General features: G+C 68.6%; 10 protein-coding genes. 9 read left to right on the top strand and 1 reads right to left on the bottom strand.

The genetic code is table 11. The features are described from left to right. The coding region (locus AB0C04_RS09295; RefSeq protein WP_357050826.1) for a hypothetical protein at nt 1–320 on the bottom strand (320 nt) is incomplete at its 3' end. A gap of 264 nt (nt 321–584) precedes the next feature. Here AB0C04_RS09295 and AB0C04_RS09300 point away from each other — a divergent pair. The 9 genes from AB0C04_RS09300 to rpsJ all read left to right on the top strand — a co-directional run bounded on the left by AB0C04_RS09300 (nt 585) and on the right by rpsJ (nt 15,382). Next, nucleotides 585–4,016, top strand: a complete 3,432-nt coding sequence (locus AB0C04_RS09300) for a DNA-directed RNA polymerase subunit beta (RefSeq protein WP_350871185.1) — start codon at nt 585–587, stop codon at nt 4,014–4,016. An 89-nt stretch (nt 4,017–4,105) separates the two neighbouring features. After that, entirely contained in the window at nt 4,106–7,993 is a 3,888-nt protein-coding gene (locus AB0C04_RS09305) for a DNA-directed RNA polymerase subunit beta' (protein WP_357050830.1), read from the top strand. Nucleotides 7,994–8,086: 93 nt separating this feature from the next. Then, nucleotides 8,087–8,455 carry a hypothetical protein gene (locus AB0C04_RS09310; RefSeq protein ID WP_357050834.1) on the top strand — a complete coding sequence of 123 codons (369 nt, stop codon included), beginning with the start codon at nt 8,087–8,089 and terminating at the stop codon, nt 8,453–8,455. Between the two features lie 696 nt (nt 8,456–9,151). Continuing rightward, the gene (locus AB0C04_RS09315) at nt 9,152–9,532 is read left to right on the top strand and encodes a hypothetical protein (RefSeq protein ID WP_357052177.1); all 381 of its coding nucleotides are present in this window, start codon (nt 9,152–9,154) and stop codon (nt 9,530–9,532) included. 770 nt (nt 9,533–10,302) lie between these two features. Further along, on the top strand, nt 10,303–10,677 hold the full coding sequence (gene rpsL, locus AB0C04_RS09320; protein ID WP_014440718.1) for a 30S ribosomal protein S12: 375 nt from the start codon (nt 10,303–10,305) through the stop codon (nt 10,675–10,677). Nucleotide 10,678: 1 nt separating this feature from the next. Continuing rightward, on the top strand, nt 10,679–11,149 hold the full coding sequence (gene rpsG, locus AB0C04_RS09325) for a 30S ribosomal protein S7 (RefSeq protein ID WP_091242043.1): 471 nt from the start codon (nt 10,679–10,681) through the stop codon (nt 11,147–11,149). Nucleotides 11,150–11,224: 75 nt separating this feature from the next. Beyond that, nucleotides 11,225–13,321, top strand: coding sequence for an elongation factor G (fusA, locus tag AB0C04_RS09330; protein WP_350871194.1), 2,097 nt, complete (start codon nt 11,225–11,227; stop codon nt 13,319–13,321). Between the two features lie 211 nt (nt 13,322–13,532). Further along, on the top strand, nt 13,533–14,726 hold the full coding sequence (gene tuf, locus AB0C04_RS09335; RefSeq protein WP_357050837.1) for an elongation factor Tu: 1,194 nt from the start codon (nt 13,533–13,535) through the stop codon (nt 14,724–14,726). 347 nt (nt 14,727–15,073) lie between these two features. Beyond that, on the top strand, nt 15,074–15,382 hold the full coding sequence (gene rpsJ, locus AB0C04_RS09340) for a 30S ribosomal protein S10 (protein ID WP_007073037.1): 309 nt from the start codon (nt 15,074–15,076) through the stop codon (nt 15,380–15,382). The last annotated feature ends 11 nt before the right edge of the window (nt 15,383–15,393 follow it).

Raw genomic sequence — 15,393 nt, forward strand, 5'->3', positions numbered from 1 at the left:
GTGGGGATCGGCGCGGGCTCAGTGCCGGCGCGGGCGAGCCGCTGGCCGAGCCGGCGCAGGCGCTCCTCGACCGCCGGGCGGGTCAGCGCGGTATCGCCGCCCGCCGTGTTGGTGACCCCGGCGATACCGCGCGTGAGCAGGGCGTCCGTGACCTGGGGCCGGTACGGCGGCGGCGGGCCGCGGTGCCAGGCCGGCGGGAAAGACGTCGCGACCCGGTGGCCGGCCCTTGACGCGGCCCCGGGCTGCCAGGCACGCTGACACCAGCAAGACCTTCCGCGCTTGCGACGGCCACCACGTGGGTAATGCGGCACCGGCACCATCGGCCGCAGCACCTAGGCGGCCCGGCAGGGCGTTGCGTTCCGAGCGGCCCGGTTGACCCGGTTTTCCGGCGTCCCGAGGCACGTTCCGCAATGACCTGCGGGGTGGGCTGGACAGCGGTTAGCCTCTCGGCTACACTGCTAGTTTGCGCTGCCTTCCGTCTTGACCCCTGCGCGGAAATGTCCGTTTGCGGATATTTCTGGTGGGGTCATTGGAGTGCACGCGTACCAGCCGTTCTGCAGCACCGGTCCTCGGAAGGACGCATCTTGGCAGCTTCCCGCCCTGCGAAGACCAGTCGTACGTCGAGCGCTTTCGCTCCCCGCCGAGTTTCATTCGGCAGGATCACCGAACACCTCGAGGTCCCCAACCTCCTCGCCATCCAGAACGAGTCCTTCGACTGGCTCGTCGGCAACGAGGCTTGGCAGGGCCGGTCGGCGGACGACCCGCACGCACGCTCGGGTCTCGCGGAGATCCTCGACGAGATCAGTCCCATTGAGGACTTCTCCGGCACCATGTCGCTCTCCTTCTCGGCTCCGCGCTTCGACGAGGTCAAGGCCTCGATCGAGGAGTGCAAGGAGAAGGACCTGACCTACTGTGCCCCGCTGTTCGTGACCGCGGAGTTCACCAACAACACCACTGGCGAGATCAAGAGCCAGACGGTGTTCATGGGTGACTTCCCGATGATGACGCCCAAGGGCACCTTCATCATCAACGGCACCGAGCGCGTGGTGGTCAGCCAGCTCGTCCGGTCCCCGGGCGTCTACTTCGACAAGCAGCCGGACAAGACCTCCGACCGCGACCTCTCCAGCGTCAAGGTCATCCCCAGCCGGGGTGCCTGGCTGGAGTTCGACATCGACAAGCGCGACACGGTCGGCGTCCGCATCGACCGCAAGCGTCGGCAGGCCGTCACGGTCCTGCTCAAGGCCATCGGATGGTCGGCCGAGCGCATCCGCGAGCGGTTCGGCTGGTCCGAGCTGATGATGACCACGCTCGAGAAGGACCACATCGCCGGCGCCGACGAGGCGCTGCTAGACATCTACCGCAAGCTGCGCCCTGGCGAGCCGCCGACGCGCGAGAACGCCCAGACCCTGCTCGACAACCTCTTCTTCAACCCGAAGCGGTACGACGTCGCCAAGGTCGGTCGTTACAAGTTCAACAAGAAGCTCGAGCTGGAAGTGCCGATCACCACCGGCACGCTGACCGAGGACGACATCGTCGCCACCGTGGAGTACCTCTGCCGGCTGCACGCCGGTGAGGAGGGCTACGAGGCCGACGACATCGACCACTTCGGCAACCGGCGCCTGCGTACCGTGGGCGAGCTGATCCAGAACCAGGTCCGGGTCGGCCTGTCCCGGATGGAGCGGGTCGTCCGCGAGCGGATGACCACGCAGGACGTCGAGGCGATCACGCCGCAGACCCTGATCAACATCCGCCCGGTGGTGGCGGCGATCAAGGAGTTCTTCGGTACGTCGCAGCTGTCCCAGTTCATGGACCAGACCAACCCGCTGGCGGGTCTGACCCACCGGCGCCGGCTGAGCGCGCTCGGCCCGGGTGGTCTGTCCCGGGAGCGGGCCGGCTTCGAGGTCCGCGACGTGCACCCGTCCCACTACGGCCGGATGTGCCCGATCGAGACGCCAGAAGGCCCGAACATCGGCCTGATCGGCGCGCTCTCCACCTTCGCCCGGGTCAACCCGTTCGGCTTCATCGAGACGCCGTACCGGAAGGTCGTCGAGGGTCGGGTCACCGACCAGATCGACTACCTGACCGCGGACGAGGAGGACCGGTTCGTCAAGGCCCAGGCCAACGCGCCGCTGAAGGCCGACGGCACGTTCGCCGAGGATCGCGTCCTGGTCCGCCGTAAGGGCGGCGAGACCGAGGACGTCGCGCCGGGCGCCGTGGACTACATGGACGTGTCGCCGCGGCAGATGACCTCGGTCGCCACCGCGATGATCCCGTTCCTCGAGCACGACGACGCCAACCGGGCGCTGATGGGCGCGAACATGCAGCGCCAGGCGGTGCCGCTGGTCAAGGCCGAGTCGCCGCTGGTCGGTACCGGCATGGAGTACCGGGCCGCCGTCGACGCCGGTGACGTGGTCGTCGCCGAGGTCGGCGGGGTCATCGAGGACCTCTGCGCCGACTACATCACCGTGCACCAGGACGACGGCCACCGCCGGACCTACCTGCTGCACAAGTTCCGCCGCTCCAACGCCGGCTCCTGCGTCAACCAGAAGCCGGTGGTCTTCGAGGGCGACCGCGTCGAGGCCGGTCAGGTCATCGCCGACGGTCCGTGCACCGACGAGGGCGAGATGGCACTCGGGCGCAACCTGCTCGTGGCCTTCATGACCTGGGAGGGGCACAACTACGAGGACGCGATCATCCTGTCGCAGCGCCTCGTGCAGCAGGACGTGCTCACCTCGATCCACATCGAGGAGCACGAGGTCGACGCCCGGGACACCAAGCTCGGTCCGGAGGAGATCACCCGCGACATCCCGAACGTCAGCGAGGAAATGCTCGCCGACCTCGACGAGCGCGGCATCATCCGGATCGGCGCCGAGGTCGTCCCCGGCGACATCCTGGTCGGCAAGGTCACGCCCAAGGGTGAGACCGAGCTGACCCCGGAGGAGCGGCTGCTCCGCGCGATCTTCGGCGAGAAGGCGCGCGAGGTCCGGGACACCTCGCTGAAGGTGCCGCACGGTGAGACCGGAACGGTCATCGGCGTGCGTACCTTCTCCCGCGAGGACGGCGACGAGCTGCCGCCGGGTGTCAACGAGCTGGTACGGGTCTACGTCGCCCAGAAGCGGAAGATCCAGGACGGCGACAAGCTCGCCGGCCGGCACGGCAACAAGGGCGTCATCTCCAAGATCCTCCCGATCGAGGACATGCCGTTCCTTGAGGACGGCACCCCGGTCGACATCGTGCTCAACCCGCTCGGCGTGCCGAGCCGGATGAACATCGGTCAGGTCCTGGAGACCCACCTCGGGTGGGTGGCCAAGACCGGCTGGAAGGTCGACGGCGAGGACACCGACTGGAAGCGTCAGCTCCACTCGATCGGCGCCAACGAGTCCGAGCCGGACACCAACGTGGCCACTCCGGTCTTCGACGGTGCCCGCGAGGCGGAGATCTCCGGTCTGCTCGCGTCGACCCTGCCCAACCGGGACGGCAACCAGCTGATCGGCTCCAGCGGCAAGGCGCAGCTGTTCGACGGTCGCTCCGGCGAGCCGCTGCCGGACCCGATCGCGGTCGGCTACATCTACATCCTGAAGCTCAACCACCTGGTCGACGACAAGATCCACGCTCGGTCGACCGGTCCGTACTCGATGATCACGCAGCAGCCGCTGGGTGGTAAGGCGCAGTTCGGTGGCCAGCGCTTCGGTGAGATGGAGTGCTGGGCGATGCAGGCGTACGGCGCCGCGTACGCCCTGCAGGAGCTGCTGACGATCAAGTCCGACGACGTTCTCGGCCGGGTGAAGGTCTACGAGGCCATCGTCAAGGGCGAGAACATCCCGGAGCCGGGCATCCCGGAGTCGTTCAAGGTGCTCCTCAAGGAGCTGCAGTCGCTGTGCCTCAATGTCGAGGTGCTCTCCAGCGACGGCGTGGCCCTGGAGATGCGCGAGACCGACGACGAGGTGTTCCGGGCCGCCGAGGAGCTGGGCATCGACCTGTCCCGGCGCGAGCCGAGCTCGGTCGAGGAAGTGTGACGTCGAGGTTCCGGGGGCGGGTCACCGCCCCCGGAACCCCGACCCCGATGAGCTGCTGGCGCACAAGCGACGTGTGAGGGATATATAACGTGCTCGACGTCAACTTTTTCGACGAGTTGCGAATTGGGCTGGCGACCGCCGACGACATCCGTCAGTGGTCGCACGGCGAGGTCAAGAAGCCGGAAACCATCAACTACCGCACCCTGAAGCCGGAGAAGGACGGGCTCTTCTGCGAGAAGATCTTCGGTCCGCAGCGGGACTGGGAGTGCTACTGCGGTAAGTACAAGCGGGTCCGGTTCAAGGGCATCATCTGCGAGCGCTGCGGCGTCGAGGTGACCCGGTCCAAGGTCCGCCGCGAGCGGATGGGCCACATCGAGCTGGCCGCTCCGGTCACCCACATCTGGTACTTCAAGGGCGTACCGAGCCGGCTGGGCTACCTGCTGGACCTCGCCCCCAAGGACCTCGAGAAGATCATCTACTTCGCCTCGTACGTCGTGACGAGCGTGGACGCCGAGTCGCGTCACCGTGACCTCTCGACGATCGAGAACGAGATCCTGGCCGAGAAGCGGCAGGCCGAGAACAGCCGCGACTCGGAGATCGAGAAGCGGGCCGCCAAGCTCGAGGCCGACCTGGCCGAGCTTGAGGCCGAGGGTGCCAAGGCGGACGTCCGGCGCAAGGTCAAGGAGGGCGGAGAGCGCGAGATGCGCCAGATCCGCGACCGGGCCCAGCGCGAGATCGACCGCCTGGACGAGGTGCTGGACACCTTCCGCAAGCTCGAGCCGAAGCAGCTGGTCACCGACGAGCTGCTCTACCGCGAGCTGCGGGACCGGTTCGGCGAGTACTTCACCGGCAGCATGGGCGCCGAGGCGATCAAGGCGCTGGTCCAGAACATGGACCTCGACGCCGAGGCGGAGAACCTTCGCGAGACCATCCGCTCCGGCAAGGGGCAGCGGAAGATCCGGGCGCTCAAGCGGCTCAAGGTCGTGGCGGCGTTCCTGAACACCCGCAACTCGCCGCTCGGCATGGTGCTCGACTGCGTGCCGGTCATCCCGCCGGACCTGCGTCCGATGGTGCAGCTGGACGGTGGCCGCTTCGCGACCTCCGACCTGAACGACCTGTACCGCCGGGTGATCAACCGGAACAACCGCCTCAAGCGGCTGATCGACCTCGGCGCGCCCGAGATCATCGTCAACAACGAGAAGCGGATGCTCCAGGAGGCCGTCGACGCGCTGTTCGACAACGGCCGCCGCGGCCGGCCGGTCACCGGTCCGGGTAACCGTCCGCTGAAGTCGCTCTCCGACATGCTCAAGGGCAAGCAGGGCCGGTTCCGGCAGAACCTGCTGGGCAAGCGCGTCGACTACTCCGGCCGTTCGGTCATCGTGGTCGGCCCGAAGCTCAAGCTGCACCAGTGCGGCCTGCCCAAGCAGATGGCGCTGGAGCTGTTCAAGCCGTTCGTGATGAAGCGGCTGGTCGACCTCAACCACGCACAGAACATCAAGTCCGCCAAGCGGATGGTCGAGCGGCAGCGTCCGGTCGTCTGGGACGTGCTGGAAGAGGTCATCGGCGAGCACCCGGTGCTGCTCAACCGGGCGCCGACCCTGCACCGCCTGGGCATCCAGGCCTTCGAGCCGCAGCTGGTCGAGGGCAAGGCGATCCAGATCCACCCGCTGGTCTGCACCGCGTTCAACGCCGACTTCGACGGTGACCAGATGGCGGTGCACGTGCCGCTCTCCGCCGAGGCCCAGGCCGAGGCGCGGATCCTGATGCTGTCGTCGAACAACATCCTCAAGCCGGCCGACGGCAAGCCGGTCACCATGCCCACCCAGGACATGGTCATCGGCCTCTACCACCTCACCCACCTCACCCCTGGTGGGAAGGGCGAGGGCCGGGCGTTCAGCTCGGACGCCGAGGCGCGGATGGCGTACGACAACGGCGAGCTGCACCTGCAGACCCCGGTGAAGATCCGGCTGCGGGACGTCGTCGGTGTCGACAACGGCGCCGGCGCGGAGCCGTGGACCGCCCCGGAGGGCTGGACCGAGGGCGACACGCTGACCGTGGAGACCACGCTCGGCCGGGTCCTGTTCAACGAGACGCTGCCCCCGGGCTACCGCTTCGTGAACTACGAGATCCGCAAGGGTCAGCTCTCCGCGATCGTCAACGACCTCGCCGAGCGCTTCCCGAAGGTGGCGCTGGCCGCCACCCTCGACGGGCTCAAGGAGGCCGGTTTCCACTGGGCCACCTGGTCCGGCGTGACGATCGGCATGGAGGACGTCATCGCGCCGCCGCGCAAGGCGGAGATCCTGGCTCGGTACGAGAAGGAAGCCGACCAGATCGACAAGCAGTACCAGCGTGGTCTGATGACCCCGGAGGAGCGTCGCGGCGAGCTCATCCAGATCTGGACCCGGGCGACCAACGAGGTCGCCAAGGAGATGGACACCGCGCTGCCGCAGGAGAACCCGCTGTGGAAGATGATCAACTCGGGTGCTCGCGGTAACCTGCTCCAGCTCCGGCAGATCGCGGCGATCCGTGGTCTGGTGGCCAACCCGAAGGGTGAGATCATCCCGCGGCCGATCAAGGCCAGCTACCGGGAGGGTCTCTCCGTGCTGGAGTACTTCATCTCCACGCACGGTGCCCGTAAGGGTCTCGCCGACACCGCGCTGCGTACCGCCGACTCGGGTTACCTGACCCGTCGTCTGGTGGACGTGTCGCAGGACGTCATCATCCGCGAGGAAGACTGCGGCACCGACCGGGCGATCCCGATGCAGATCGGCGAGCGGGTGGACGGCAAGCTGGTCGTGCACGAGCACGCCGAGACCAGCGTGCACGCCCGTACCCTGGCCGACGACATCAAGGGGCCGGACGGCACCGTCGTCGCCGAGCGGGGTCAGGACATCAACTCCATCGGGGTCGACAAGATCGTCGCCGCCGGGGTGGAGACGGTCCGGGTGCGCAGCGTGCTCACCTGCGAGTCGAAGCTGGGCGTCTGCGGTGCGTGCTACGGCCGCTCGCTGCCGACCGGCAAGACCGTGGACGTCGGCGAGGCGGTCGGCATCATCGCCGCCCAGTCGATCGGTGAGCCGGGTACCCAGCTGACGATGCGTACCTTCCACACCGGTGGTGTCGCGGGTGAGGACATCACCCAGGGTCTGCCGCGTGTCCAGGAAATCTTCGAGGCCCGGGTTCCGAAGGGTAAGGCGCCCATCGCCGACACCCCCGGCCGGATCCGGATCGAGGACGGCGAGCGCTCGCGGAAGATCATCGTGGTGCCGGACGACGGCAGCGACGAGATCGTCTACGACAAGATCTCCAAGCGGGTCCGGCTGCGGACCCACGACGGCGGTCACGTCGAGGTCGGCGAGAAGCTCACCGAGGGCACCATCGACCCGCACGAGCTGCTGCGCATCCTCGGTCCGCGCGCGGTCCAGGTCCACCTGACCCAGGAGGTCCAGGAGGTCTACCGCTCGCAGGGCGTGCTCATCCACGACAAGCACATCGAGATCATCATTCGCCAGATGCTCAAGCGGGTGACGGTCATCGACTCCGGCGCGACCGAGTTCCTGCCGGGTGTGCTGGTCGACCGGGCGCTGTTCGAGTCGGAGAACCGCCGACTCGTCTCGGAGGGCGGCGAGCCCGCCGCCGGTCGTCCGGTGCTGATGGGTATCACCAAGGCCTCGCTGGCCACCGACTCCTGGCTCTCGGCGGCCTCCTTCCAGGAGACCACCCGGGTGCTGACCGACGCTGCGATCAACTCGCGCAGCGACTCGCTGGTCGGCCTCAAGGAGAACGTGATCATCGGTAAGCTCATCCCGGCCGGTACCGGCATCAGCAAGTACCGCAACGTCCGGGTGGAGCCGACCGAGGAGGCGAAGGCCAAGGTCTACTCGATGACCGGCTACCCGGAGACCGACTACGGGTTCGGGCCGGCCAGCGGGCAGGCGGTTCCGCTGGACGACTTCGACTTCGGGTCGTACCGCTAAGCAGCACGAACGACGAGGCCCCCGGCACCTGCCGGGGGCCTCGTCGCGTCCGGACCGGTACGCGGCCGCCGCCCGGTTCGGCATGATGGGGGTATGACGACCGCTCCCGGGCAGGCACCCGTCGCGGAGCACGGGACGCGCCACCCGCTGGACCCCGACCCGGTCCGCACGACGAAGGCCAGGGCCGTCTTCGCGCTCGGCCTGATCGCCGCGCTGACCGGCCTGTTCATCGGCGGACTGGTACCGGCCACGGTGGCGCTCCAGCTCGCCCGGCAGGCGCGTCGCGAGGCGTACGCCTCGGGGGGTTTCCTGACCGGCGCGGCCTGGCTGCGACGGGGGGAGCGGCTCGCCTGGGCCGGGCTGGTGCTCGCCGCGGTCAGCCTGGTGGCCGTGGTGGTGATCGCGGTGGTCCGGCTGGCCGAAGCGCCGTTCGGGCACGACTATCCCGCGAACGTTGACTGACCGACGGGGGAGCGGCCCGCACCGGCTGCGGGCGTGTTCCCCGGCGGTAGCCTGGCCGGTGTCCGTCGCGTCGGTGGCGGCCCTGTCGAGGAGGAGAAGCCCGTGACGGAACCGGCGCGGCCCCCATCGGGTGACCCCACGCGTCCGTCCGACCTCCCGGACCCGGGCGCGTCCGGCCCCGCGGACTCCCCGGACCGGACGGGCGAGCCGCCGGCCGGCTTCGCGCCGCCGCCGTCGGGCGGCGCACCGCAACCGCCACCGCCGGGCGGAGACACCTCGCCCATGCCGGCAGCCGGCTGGGGTGCCCCCGGGCCGGCGCCGGGTGCTCCGGGATCGCCGGGCTGGGGTGCGCCGCCGACAGCGGCCGACTGGGGTCCGCCGCCGGTGCCCGCCGGCTGGGGCCCGCCGACGGCGTGGGGTGCGCAGCACCCGCCCGGCTGGGGTACGCCCCCGAACCCGTCCGGCGGGGCCTCGCCGGTGCCGTTCGGCCCGGGCGCGCCGACGGCGTGGAATGCGCAGCAACCGCCCGGCTGGGGTACCGCGTCGGGCCCTTCGGGCGGGGGACCGCTGGTGCCGGCCGGCCACGGCGCGGCGCACGGGCCCGTCCCCGCCGGCTGGGGCGCGCCGCCCGCCTCGTCGCCGGGATCGCAGCTGCCGCCGCCGCCCACGGACGCTCAGCGCCTTCCGCCGAAGCGGGTGGAGGTGGTGCCCGGCACCCCGTACGGCGTGGTGCACCTCGACGTGCCGCCGGTCACCTCCGGGCTGGCGGTGGGCGCGTTGGTGGTGGGCATCGTCTCGATCCTGGTCTCGTTGCTGGTCATCTGCTTCGGCGTGACCGGGTCCAGCTGGACCGGCGTCTGGGCCGCCGGCGCGTTCACCCTGCTCGGCGCGCTCACCGGGGCCGGCGCGATCGTTGCCGGCCTGTTCGCCATGCGCCAGATCCGCCGTCCCGCGCCGCCGCCGGCGGTGCGCTTCAGCGGCCGGGGACTCGCCGTGGCCGGGGTGAGCTGCGGCGGCACCGGCCTGCTGCTCAGCCTGCTCGGCCTGGGCCTGGCCCTGCTCGTCTCCCTGACCTGACAGCGCCGCCCCGGGTCGGCGGGCCCCAGCTTGATCGACCCCGGGTCGCCGACCTGGGTGTGTCCTGGGCCCCGGGACAGCCCCAGGTCGGCGAATGGAGTCGACCAGGCCGGATCGGACCCCGCCGGCCCGATGGCGGGCCCGCCGGTATCACGCGGCCCGTGCGGGTGACTCGTCTCACTCGCGGCGGATCGGCCGTGCCGGCCGGACCGGGACGGCGGCGACGCCGCGGGGTTCTGGGCCGAGGGAGGCCGGTGGTGGGGGGTCGAGCGGCCGGATTGGTGCTGCCGGTGCCGGTGGGGTGGCACTGACCTCCCGGGGCCGACGGGCCGCACTCCGGCGAAGCCGGTACACTTGTATCCGTAGGTGCCCATCAGGGGTGCGCAGGCGGGACAGATCCCGACGGCCGCGGCGGCGTGGTTCGGCGGACCACTCCGTTTTGACCTGGGCGGCTGTGGTAGGTAACCTTTCCCCTTGTGCCCGGGCCTGCCCGGGCAACTCGTGCGTGCGCTGGAGCCGGTGATCCGGAGATCGAGCGACAGCACGACACAAGCCAAAGACCCGGCTCGGGGCGACCCGCGTGCCGGTGACAGACCCCGGTACGCGCGCGAGCGTCGACACCGGGACCGTGAGCTGGGCGACACGCCCGACCGCGGGTGCCGGGACCTCCCTGCGGGGCCCTGGTCGGAATGTAGGAGAGCCGATCATCAGGTCGGCTTCGGCAGACGGCGCGGCCGCGACATCGCGGCCGAAGGGAGCGGAGAAACCCGGTGCCCACGATCCAGCAGCTGGTCCGAAAGGGCCGCCAGGCTAAGACGAGCAAGACCAAGACCCCGGCGCTGAAGGGTTCCCCTCAGCGGCGCGGCGTGTGCACCCGCGTGTACACCACCACCCCCAAGAAGCCGAACTCGGCGCTGCGCAAGGTCGCTCGTGTCAAGCTCAGCAGCCAGATCGAGGTGACCGCCTACATCCCGGGCGTGGGGCACAACCTGCAGGAGCACTCGATCGTGCTCGTCCGCGGTGGTCGTGTGAAGGACCTCCCCGGCGTGCGTTACAAGATCGTTCGCGGTTCGCTGGACACCCAGGGTGTCCGTAACCGCAAGCAGGCGCGCAGCCGTTACGGCGCGAAGAAGGAGAAGAGCTGACATGCCGCGTAAGGGACCCGCTCCGCGGAAGCCGCTGGTCGCTGACCCGGTGTACAACTCGCCGTTGGTCACCCAGCTGGTGAACAAGATCCTGATGCGCGGCAAGCGTCAGCTCGCCGAGCGCATCGTGTACGCCGCCCTGGAGGGCTGCCGCGAGAAGTCCGGCACCGACCCGGTCGTCACCCTGAAGCGGGCGATGGACAACGTCAAGCCGACCCTCGAGGTGCGCAGCCGCCGTGTCGGTGGCGCGACCTACCAGGTGCCGGTCGAGGTCCGTCCGGCCCGCGCGACCACCCTCGGCCTGCGCTGGCTGGTGACGTACTCCAAGGCCCGTCGCGAGAAGACCATGATCGAGCGGCTGATGAACGAGCTGCTGGACGCGAGCAACGGTCTGGGTGCCGCCGTCAAGCGGCGCGAGGACACGCACAAGATGGCCGAGTCCAACAAGGCCTTCGCGCACTACCGCTGGTAACACCCTGGTTCCGGCGCCGGACCGGCGCCGGAACCGCCACCAGTTGAGTCGAGACGACGATAAGTAGGGATTGAAGTGGCCGCCGCAGACGCGCTCGCCAACGTACGCAACATCGGCATCATGGCGCACATCGATGCCGGTAAGACCACGACCACCGAGCGGATCCTGTTCTACACCGGTATCACGTACAAGATCGGTGAGGTCCACGAGGGCGCTGCCGTCATGGACTGGATGGAGCAGGAGCAGGAGCGTGGCATCACCATCACCTCCGCTGCCACCAAGTGTGAGTGGAAGGGCCACACGATCCAGATCATCGACACGCCCGGTCACGTCGACTTCACGGTCGAGGTCGAGCGGTCGCTGCGGGTGCTGGACGGTGCGGTCGCGGTCTACGACGGCGTCGCCGGCGTGGAGCCGCAGACGGAGAACGTCTGGCGGCAGGCCGACAAGTACCACGTCCCCCGGATGTGCTTCGTCAACAAGCTCGACCGGACCGGTGCCGACTTCTTCCGCTGCGTGCAGATGATGATCGACCGGCTCAACGCCACCCCGCTGGTGCTCCAGATCCCGATCGGCCTCGAGGGCGACCACATCGGTGTCGTCGACCTGATCGGCATGCGCGCCCTCACCTGGCGCGGGGAGACCCAGAAGGGTGAGGACTACGCCATCGAGGAGATCCCGGCCGAGCTGGCCGACTCCGCGGCGGAGTGGCGCGAGAAGCTGATGGAGACCCTGGCCGACGTCGATGACGCGGTGATGGAGAAGTACCTGGAGGGCGAGGAGATCTCCGTCGAGGAGATCAAGGCCGCCATCCGGCGCGCCACCATCGCCAGCAAGGCCAACCCGGTGCTCTGCGGCTCGGCGTTCAAGAACAAGGGCGTGCAGCCCATGCTCGACGCCGTCGTCGACTTCCTGCCCTCGCCGCTGGACGTTCCGGCGATCGAGGGTACGGCCACCGACGGCGAGACCCCGATGCAGCGGAAGCCGTCCAAGTCGGAGCCCTTCTCCGGCCTGGCCTTCAAGATCCAGACCGACAAGCACCTTGGCAAGCTCACCTACGTCCGGGTCTACTCCGGCGTGGTCGAGACCGGCACCCAGGTGGTCAACTCCACCAAGGACCGCAAGGAGCGCATCGGCAAGATCTACCAGATGCACGCCAACAAGCGGGAAGAGCGCGGCTCGGCCCAGGCTGGCGACATCATCGCGGTGCAGGGTCTCAAGCAGACCACCACCGGTGACACGCTGTGCGACCCGGCGAACCCGGTCATCCTGGAGTCGATGACCTTCCCGGAGCCGGTCATCGAGGTCGCCATCGAGCCGAAGACCAAGGCCGACCAGGAGAAGCTCAGCACCGCCATCCAGCGGCTGGCCGAGGAGGACCCGACCTTCCGCGTCAAGCTGGACGAGGAGACCGGTCAGACGGTCATCTCCGGCATGGGTGAGCTGCACCTGGACATCCTGGTCGACCGGATGCGCCGCGAGTTCAACGTCGAGGCGAACATCGGTAAGCCGCAGGTGGCGTACCGCGAGACGATCCGCCGCAAGGTGGAGAAGATCGAGTACACCCACAAGAAGCAGACCGGTGGTTCCGGCCAGTACGCCCGCGTGATCGTGAGCGTCGAGCCGCTGCCGCTGGACAACGACTCGCCGACCTACGAGTTCGCCAACGCCGTCACCGGTGGTCGCATCCCCCGGGAGTTCATCCCGTCGGTGGACGCGGGCGCCCAGGACGCGATGCAGTACGGCATTCTCGCCGGCTTCCCGCTGGTGGGTGTCAAGCTGACGCTGCTGGACGGTCAGTACCACGAGGTCGACTCGTCGGAAATGGCATTCAAGATCGCCGGCTCGATGGTGATGAAGGAGGCGGCTCGCAAGGCCGACCCCGCGCTGCTCGAGCCGATGATGGCTGTTGAGGTCACCACTCCTGAGGAGAACATGGGTGACGTCATCGGCGACCTCAACTCCCGCCGCGGCATCATCCAGGCGATGGAGGAGCGCAGCGGCGCCCGCATCGTCCGGGCCCTGGTGCCGTTGTCGGAGATGTTCGGCTACGTCGGCGACCTGCGGTCGAAGACCCAGGGCCGGGCTAGCTACAGCATGCAGTTCGACTCCTACGCCGAGGTTCCGCAGAGCGTGGCGAAGGAGATCATCGCCAAGGCGACGGGTGAGTAATCACCTGAGCTGATGGTCCGTGGACGGTCGCGGGAGGATCTTCCCGCCCGCGACCACCACGGTCGGGTTGCGTGAGACCGGGCCTGTAGGCTTCACCGCCGCAGAACCCACAAAGCTCTCCGGCCGCCAGGCCGGAAAGGCTGTCGACAGAGTCCTAAGCGCCGACCGGCGCGCCGGGCGTACGAACCAAGAAGTCCACAGGAGGACACCAGTGGCGAAGGCGAAGTTCGAGCGGACTAAGCCGCACGTCAACATCGGCACCATTGGTCACATCGACCACGGTAAGACGACGCTGACGGCGGCCATCACCAAGGTCCTGCACGACCAGTTCCCGGACCTGAACCCGTACACGCCGTTCGACGAGATCGACAAGGCGCCGGAGGAGAAGGCCCGCGGCATCACGATCTCGATCGCGCACGTCGAGTACCAGACCGAGGCGCGGCACTACGCGCACGTTGACTGCCCCGGTCACGCTGACTACATCAAGAACATGATCACCGGTGCCGCGCAGATGGACGGCGCGATCCTGGTGGTGGCGGCGACCGACGGCCCGATGCCGCAGACCCGCGAGCACGTGCTGCTGGCCCGTCAGGTCGGTGTGCCGTACATCGTCGTGGCGCTCAACAAGAGCGACATGGTCGACGACGAGGAGCTCCTGGAGCTCGTCGAGCTCGAGGTCCGCGAGCTGCTCTCCTCGCAGGAGTACCCGGGTGACGACCTGCCGGTCGTCCGGGTCTCGGCGCTGAAGGCCCTCGAGGGTGACCCCGAGTGGACCGGCAAGCTCATGGACCTGATGACCGCGGTCGACACCGCGATCCCGCAGCCGGAGCGCGAGACCGAGAAGCCGTTCCTGATGCCGATCGAGGACGTCTTCACGATCACCGGTCGTGGCACGGTCGTCACCGGTCGCGCGGAGCGCGGCATCCTCAAGCCGAACGAGGAGGTGGAGATCGTCGGTATCCGCGAGAAGTCGCAGAAGACGGTCTGCACCGGCATCGAGATGTTCCGCAAGCTGCTCGACGAGGCCCGCGCGGGCGAGAACGTCGGTCTGCTGCTGCGTGGCATCAAGCGCGAGGACGTCGAGCGCGGCATGGTGGTCGTCAAGCCGGGCACCACGACCCCGCACACGGAGTTCGAGGCGACCGTCTACATCCTCTCCAAGGAGGAGGGCGGCCGGCACACCCCGTTCTTCCAGAACTACCGTCCGCAGTTCTACTTCCGGACCACGGACGTCACCGGTGTCGTCACGCTCCCCGAGGGCACCGAGATGGTCATGCCGGGTGACAACACCACCATGACGGTGAAGCTGATCCAGCCCATCGCCATGGAGGAGAACCTCAAGTTCGCGATCCGCGAGGGTGGCCGCACCGTCGGCGCCGGGTTCGTCACCAAGATCATCAAGTGAGCTAGGTAACCCCGATTAGACCCGCCGCCGGTCGTGCGGCATACTAGTCAGGTTGCGTAACGGCAGTTCGTTGCCCGTGTTCGGCTACGTCGAACCTCCGGGCGGCAGGACAGTCGAGCGTGGGGTGGTTGGCAGCCTCGCTGCCAACCACCCTCGCACGGCGTTCAGGTCGCGGTAGCGCGATCGACGCCTTGACCCACCGCGTGGTCGGACCGCTCCGGAGCTCGGGGCGGAGCCTGGCCCGAGGGCGCGACACGCCCGACCGCGGGGGTCGGCGAAGTGGGCCTGTGCCAGCCGGCACAGGCGCCCGCAACACAGCGGCATCGAGAGAAGGAACAGAAGCCACCATGGCGGGACAGAAGATCCGCATCCGGCTCAAGGCCTATGACCACGAGGTCGTCGACTCCTCGGCTCGGAAGATCGTCGAGACGGTGACGCGTACCGGGGCGCAGGTCGCTGGCCCGGTGCCGCTGCCCACGGAGATCAACCGTTTCTGCGTCATCCGCTCGCCGCACAAGTACAAGGACTCGCGCGAGCACTTCGAGATGCGTACGCACAAGCGGCTGATCGACATCATCGACCCGACCCCCAAGACGGTCGACTCGCTCATGCGCCTCGACCTGCCGGCTGGCGTCGACATCGAGATCAAGCTGTAGGGACCGGACAA

The organism is Micromonospora sp. NPDC048909, assembly GCF_040649635.1.
In the GTDB taxonomy this organism is placed as follows: Bacteria; Actinomycetota; Actinomycetes; order Mycobacteriales; family Micromonosporaceae; genus Micromonospora.

Bases quoted from the DNA above. Each gene is read 5' to 3' on its own strand.
- AB0C04_RS09310 (WP_357050834.1), top strand. From the start codon at position 8,087: ATGACGACCGCTCCCGGGCAGGCACCCGTCGCGGAGCACGGGACGCGC.
- rpsG (WP_091242043.1), top strand. From the start codon at position 10,679: ATGCCGCGTAAGGGACCCGCTCCGCGGAAGCCGCTGGTCGCTGACCCG.
- rpsJ (WP_007073037.1), top strand. From the start codon at position 15,074: ATGGCGGGACAGAAGATCCGCATCCGGCTCAAGGCCTATGACCACGAG.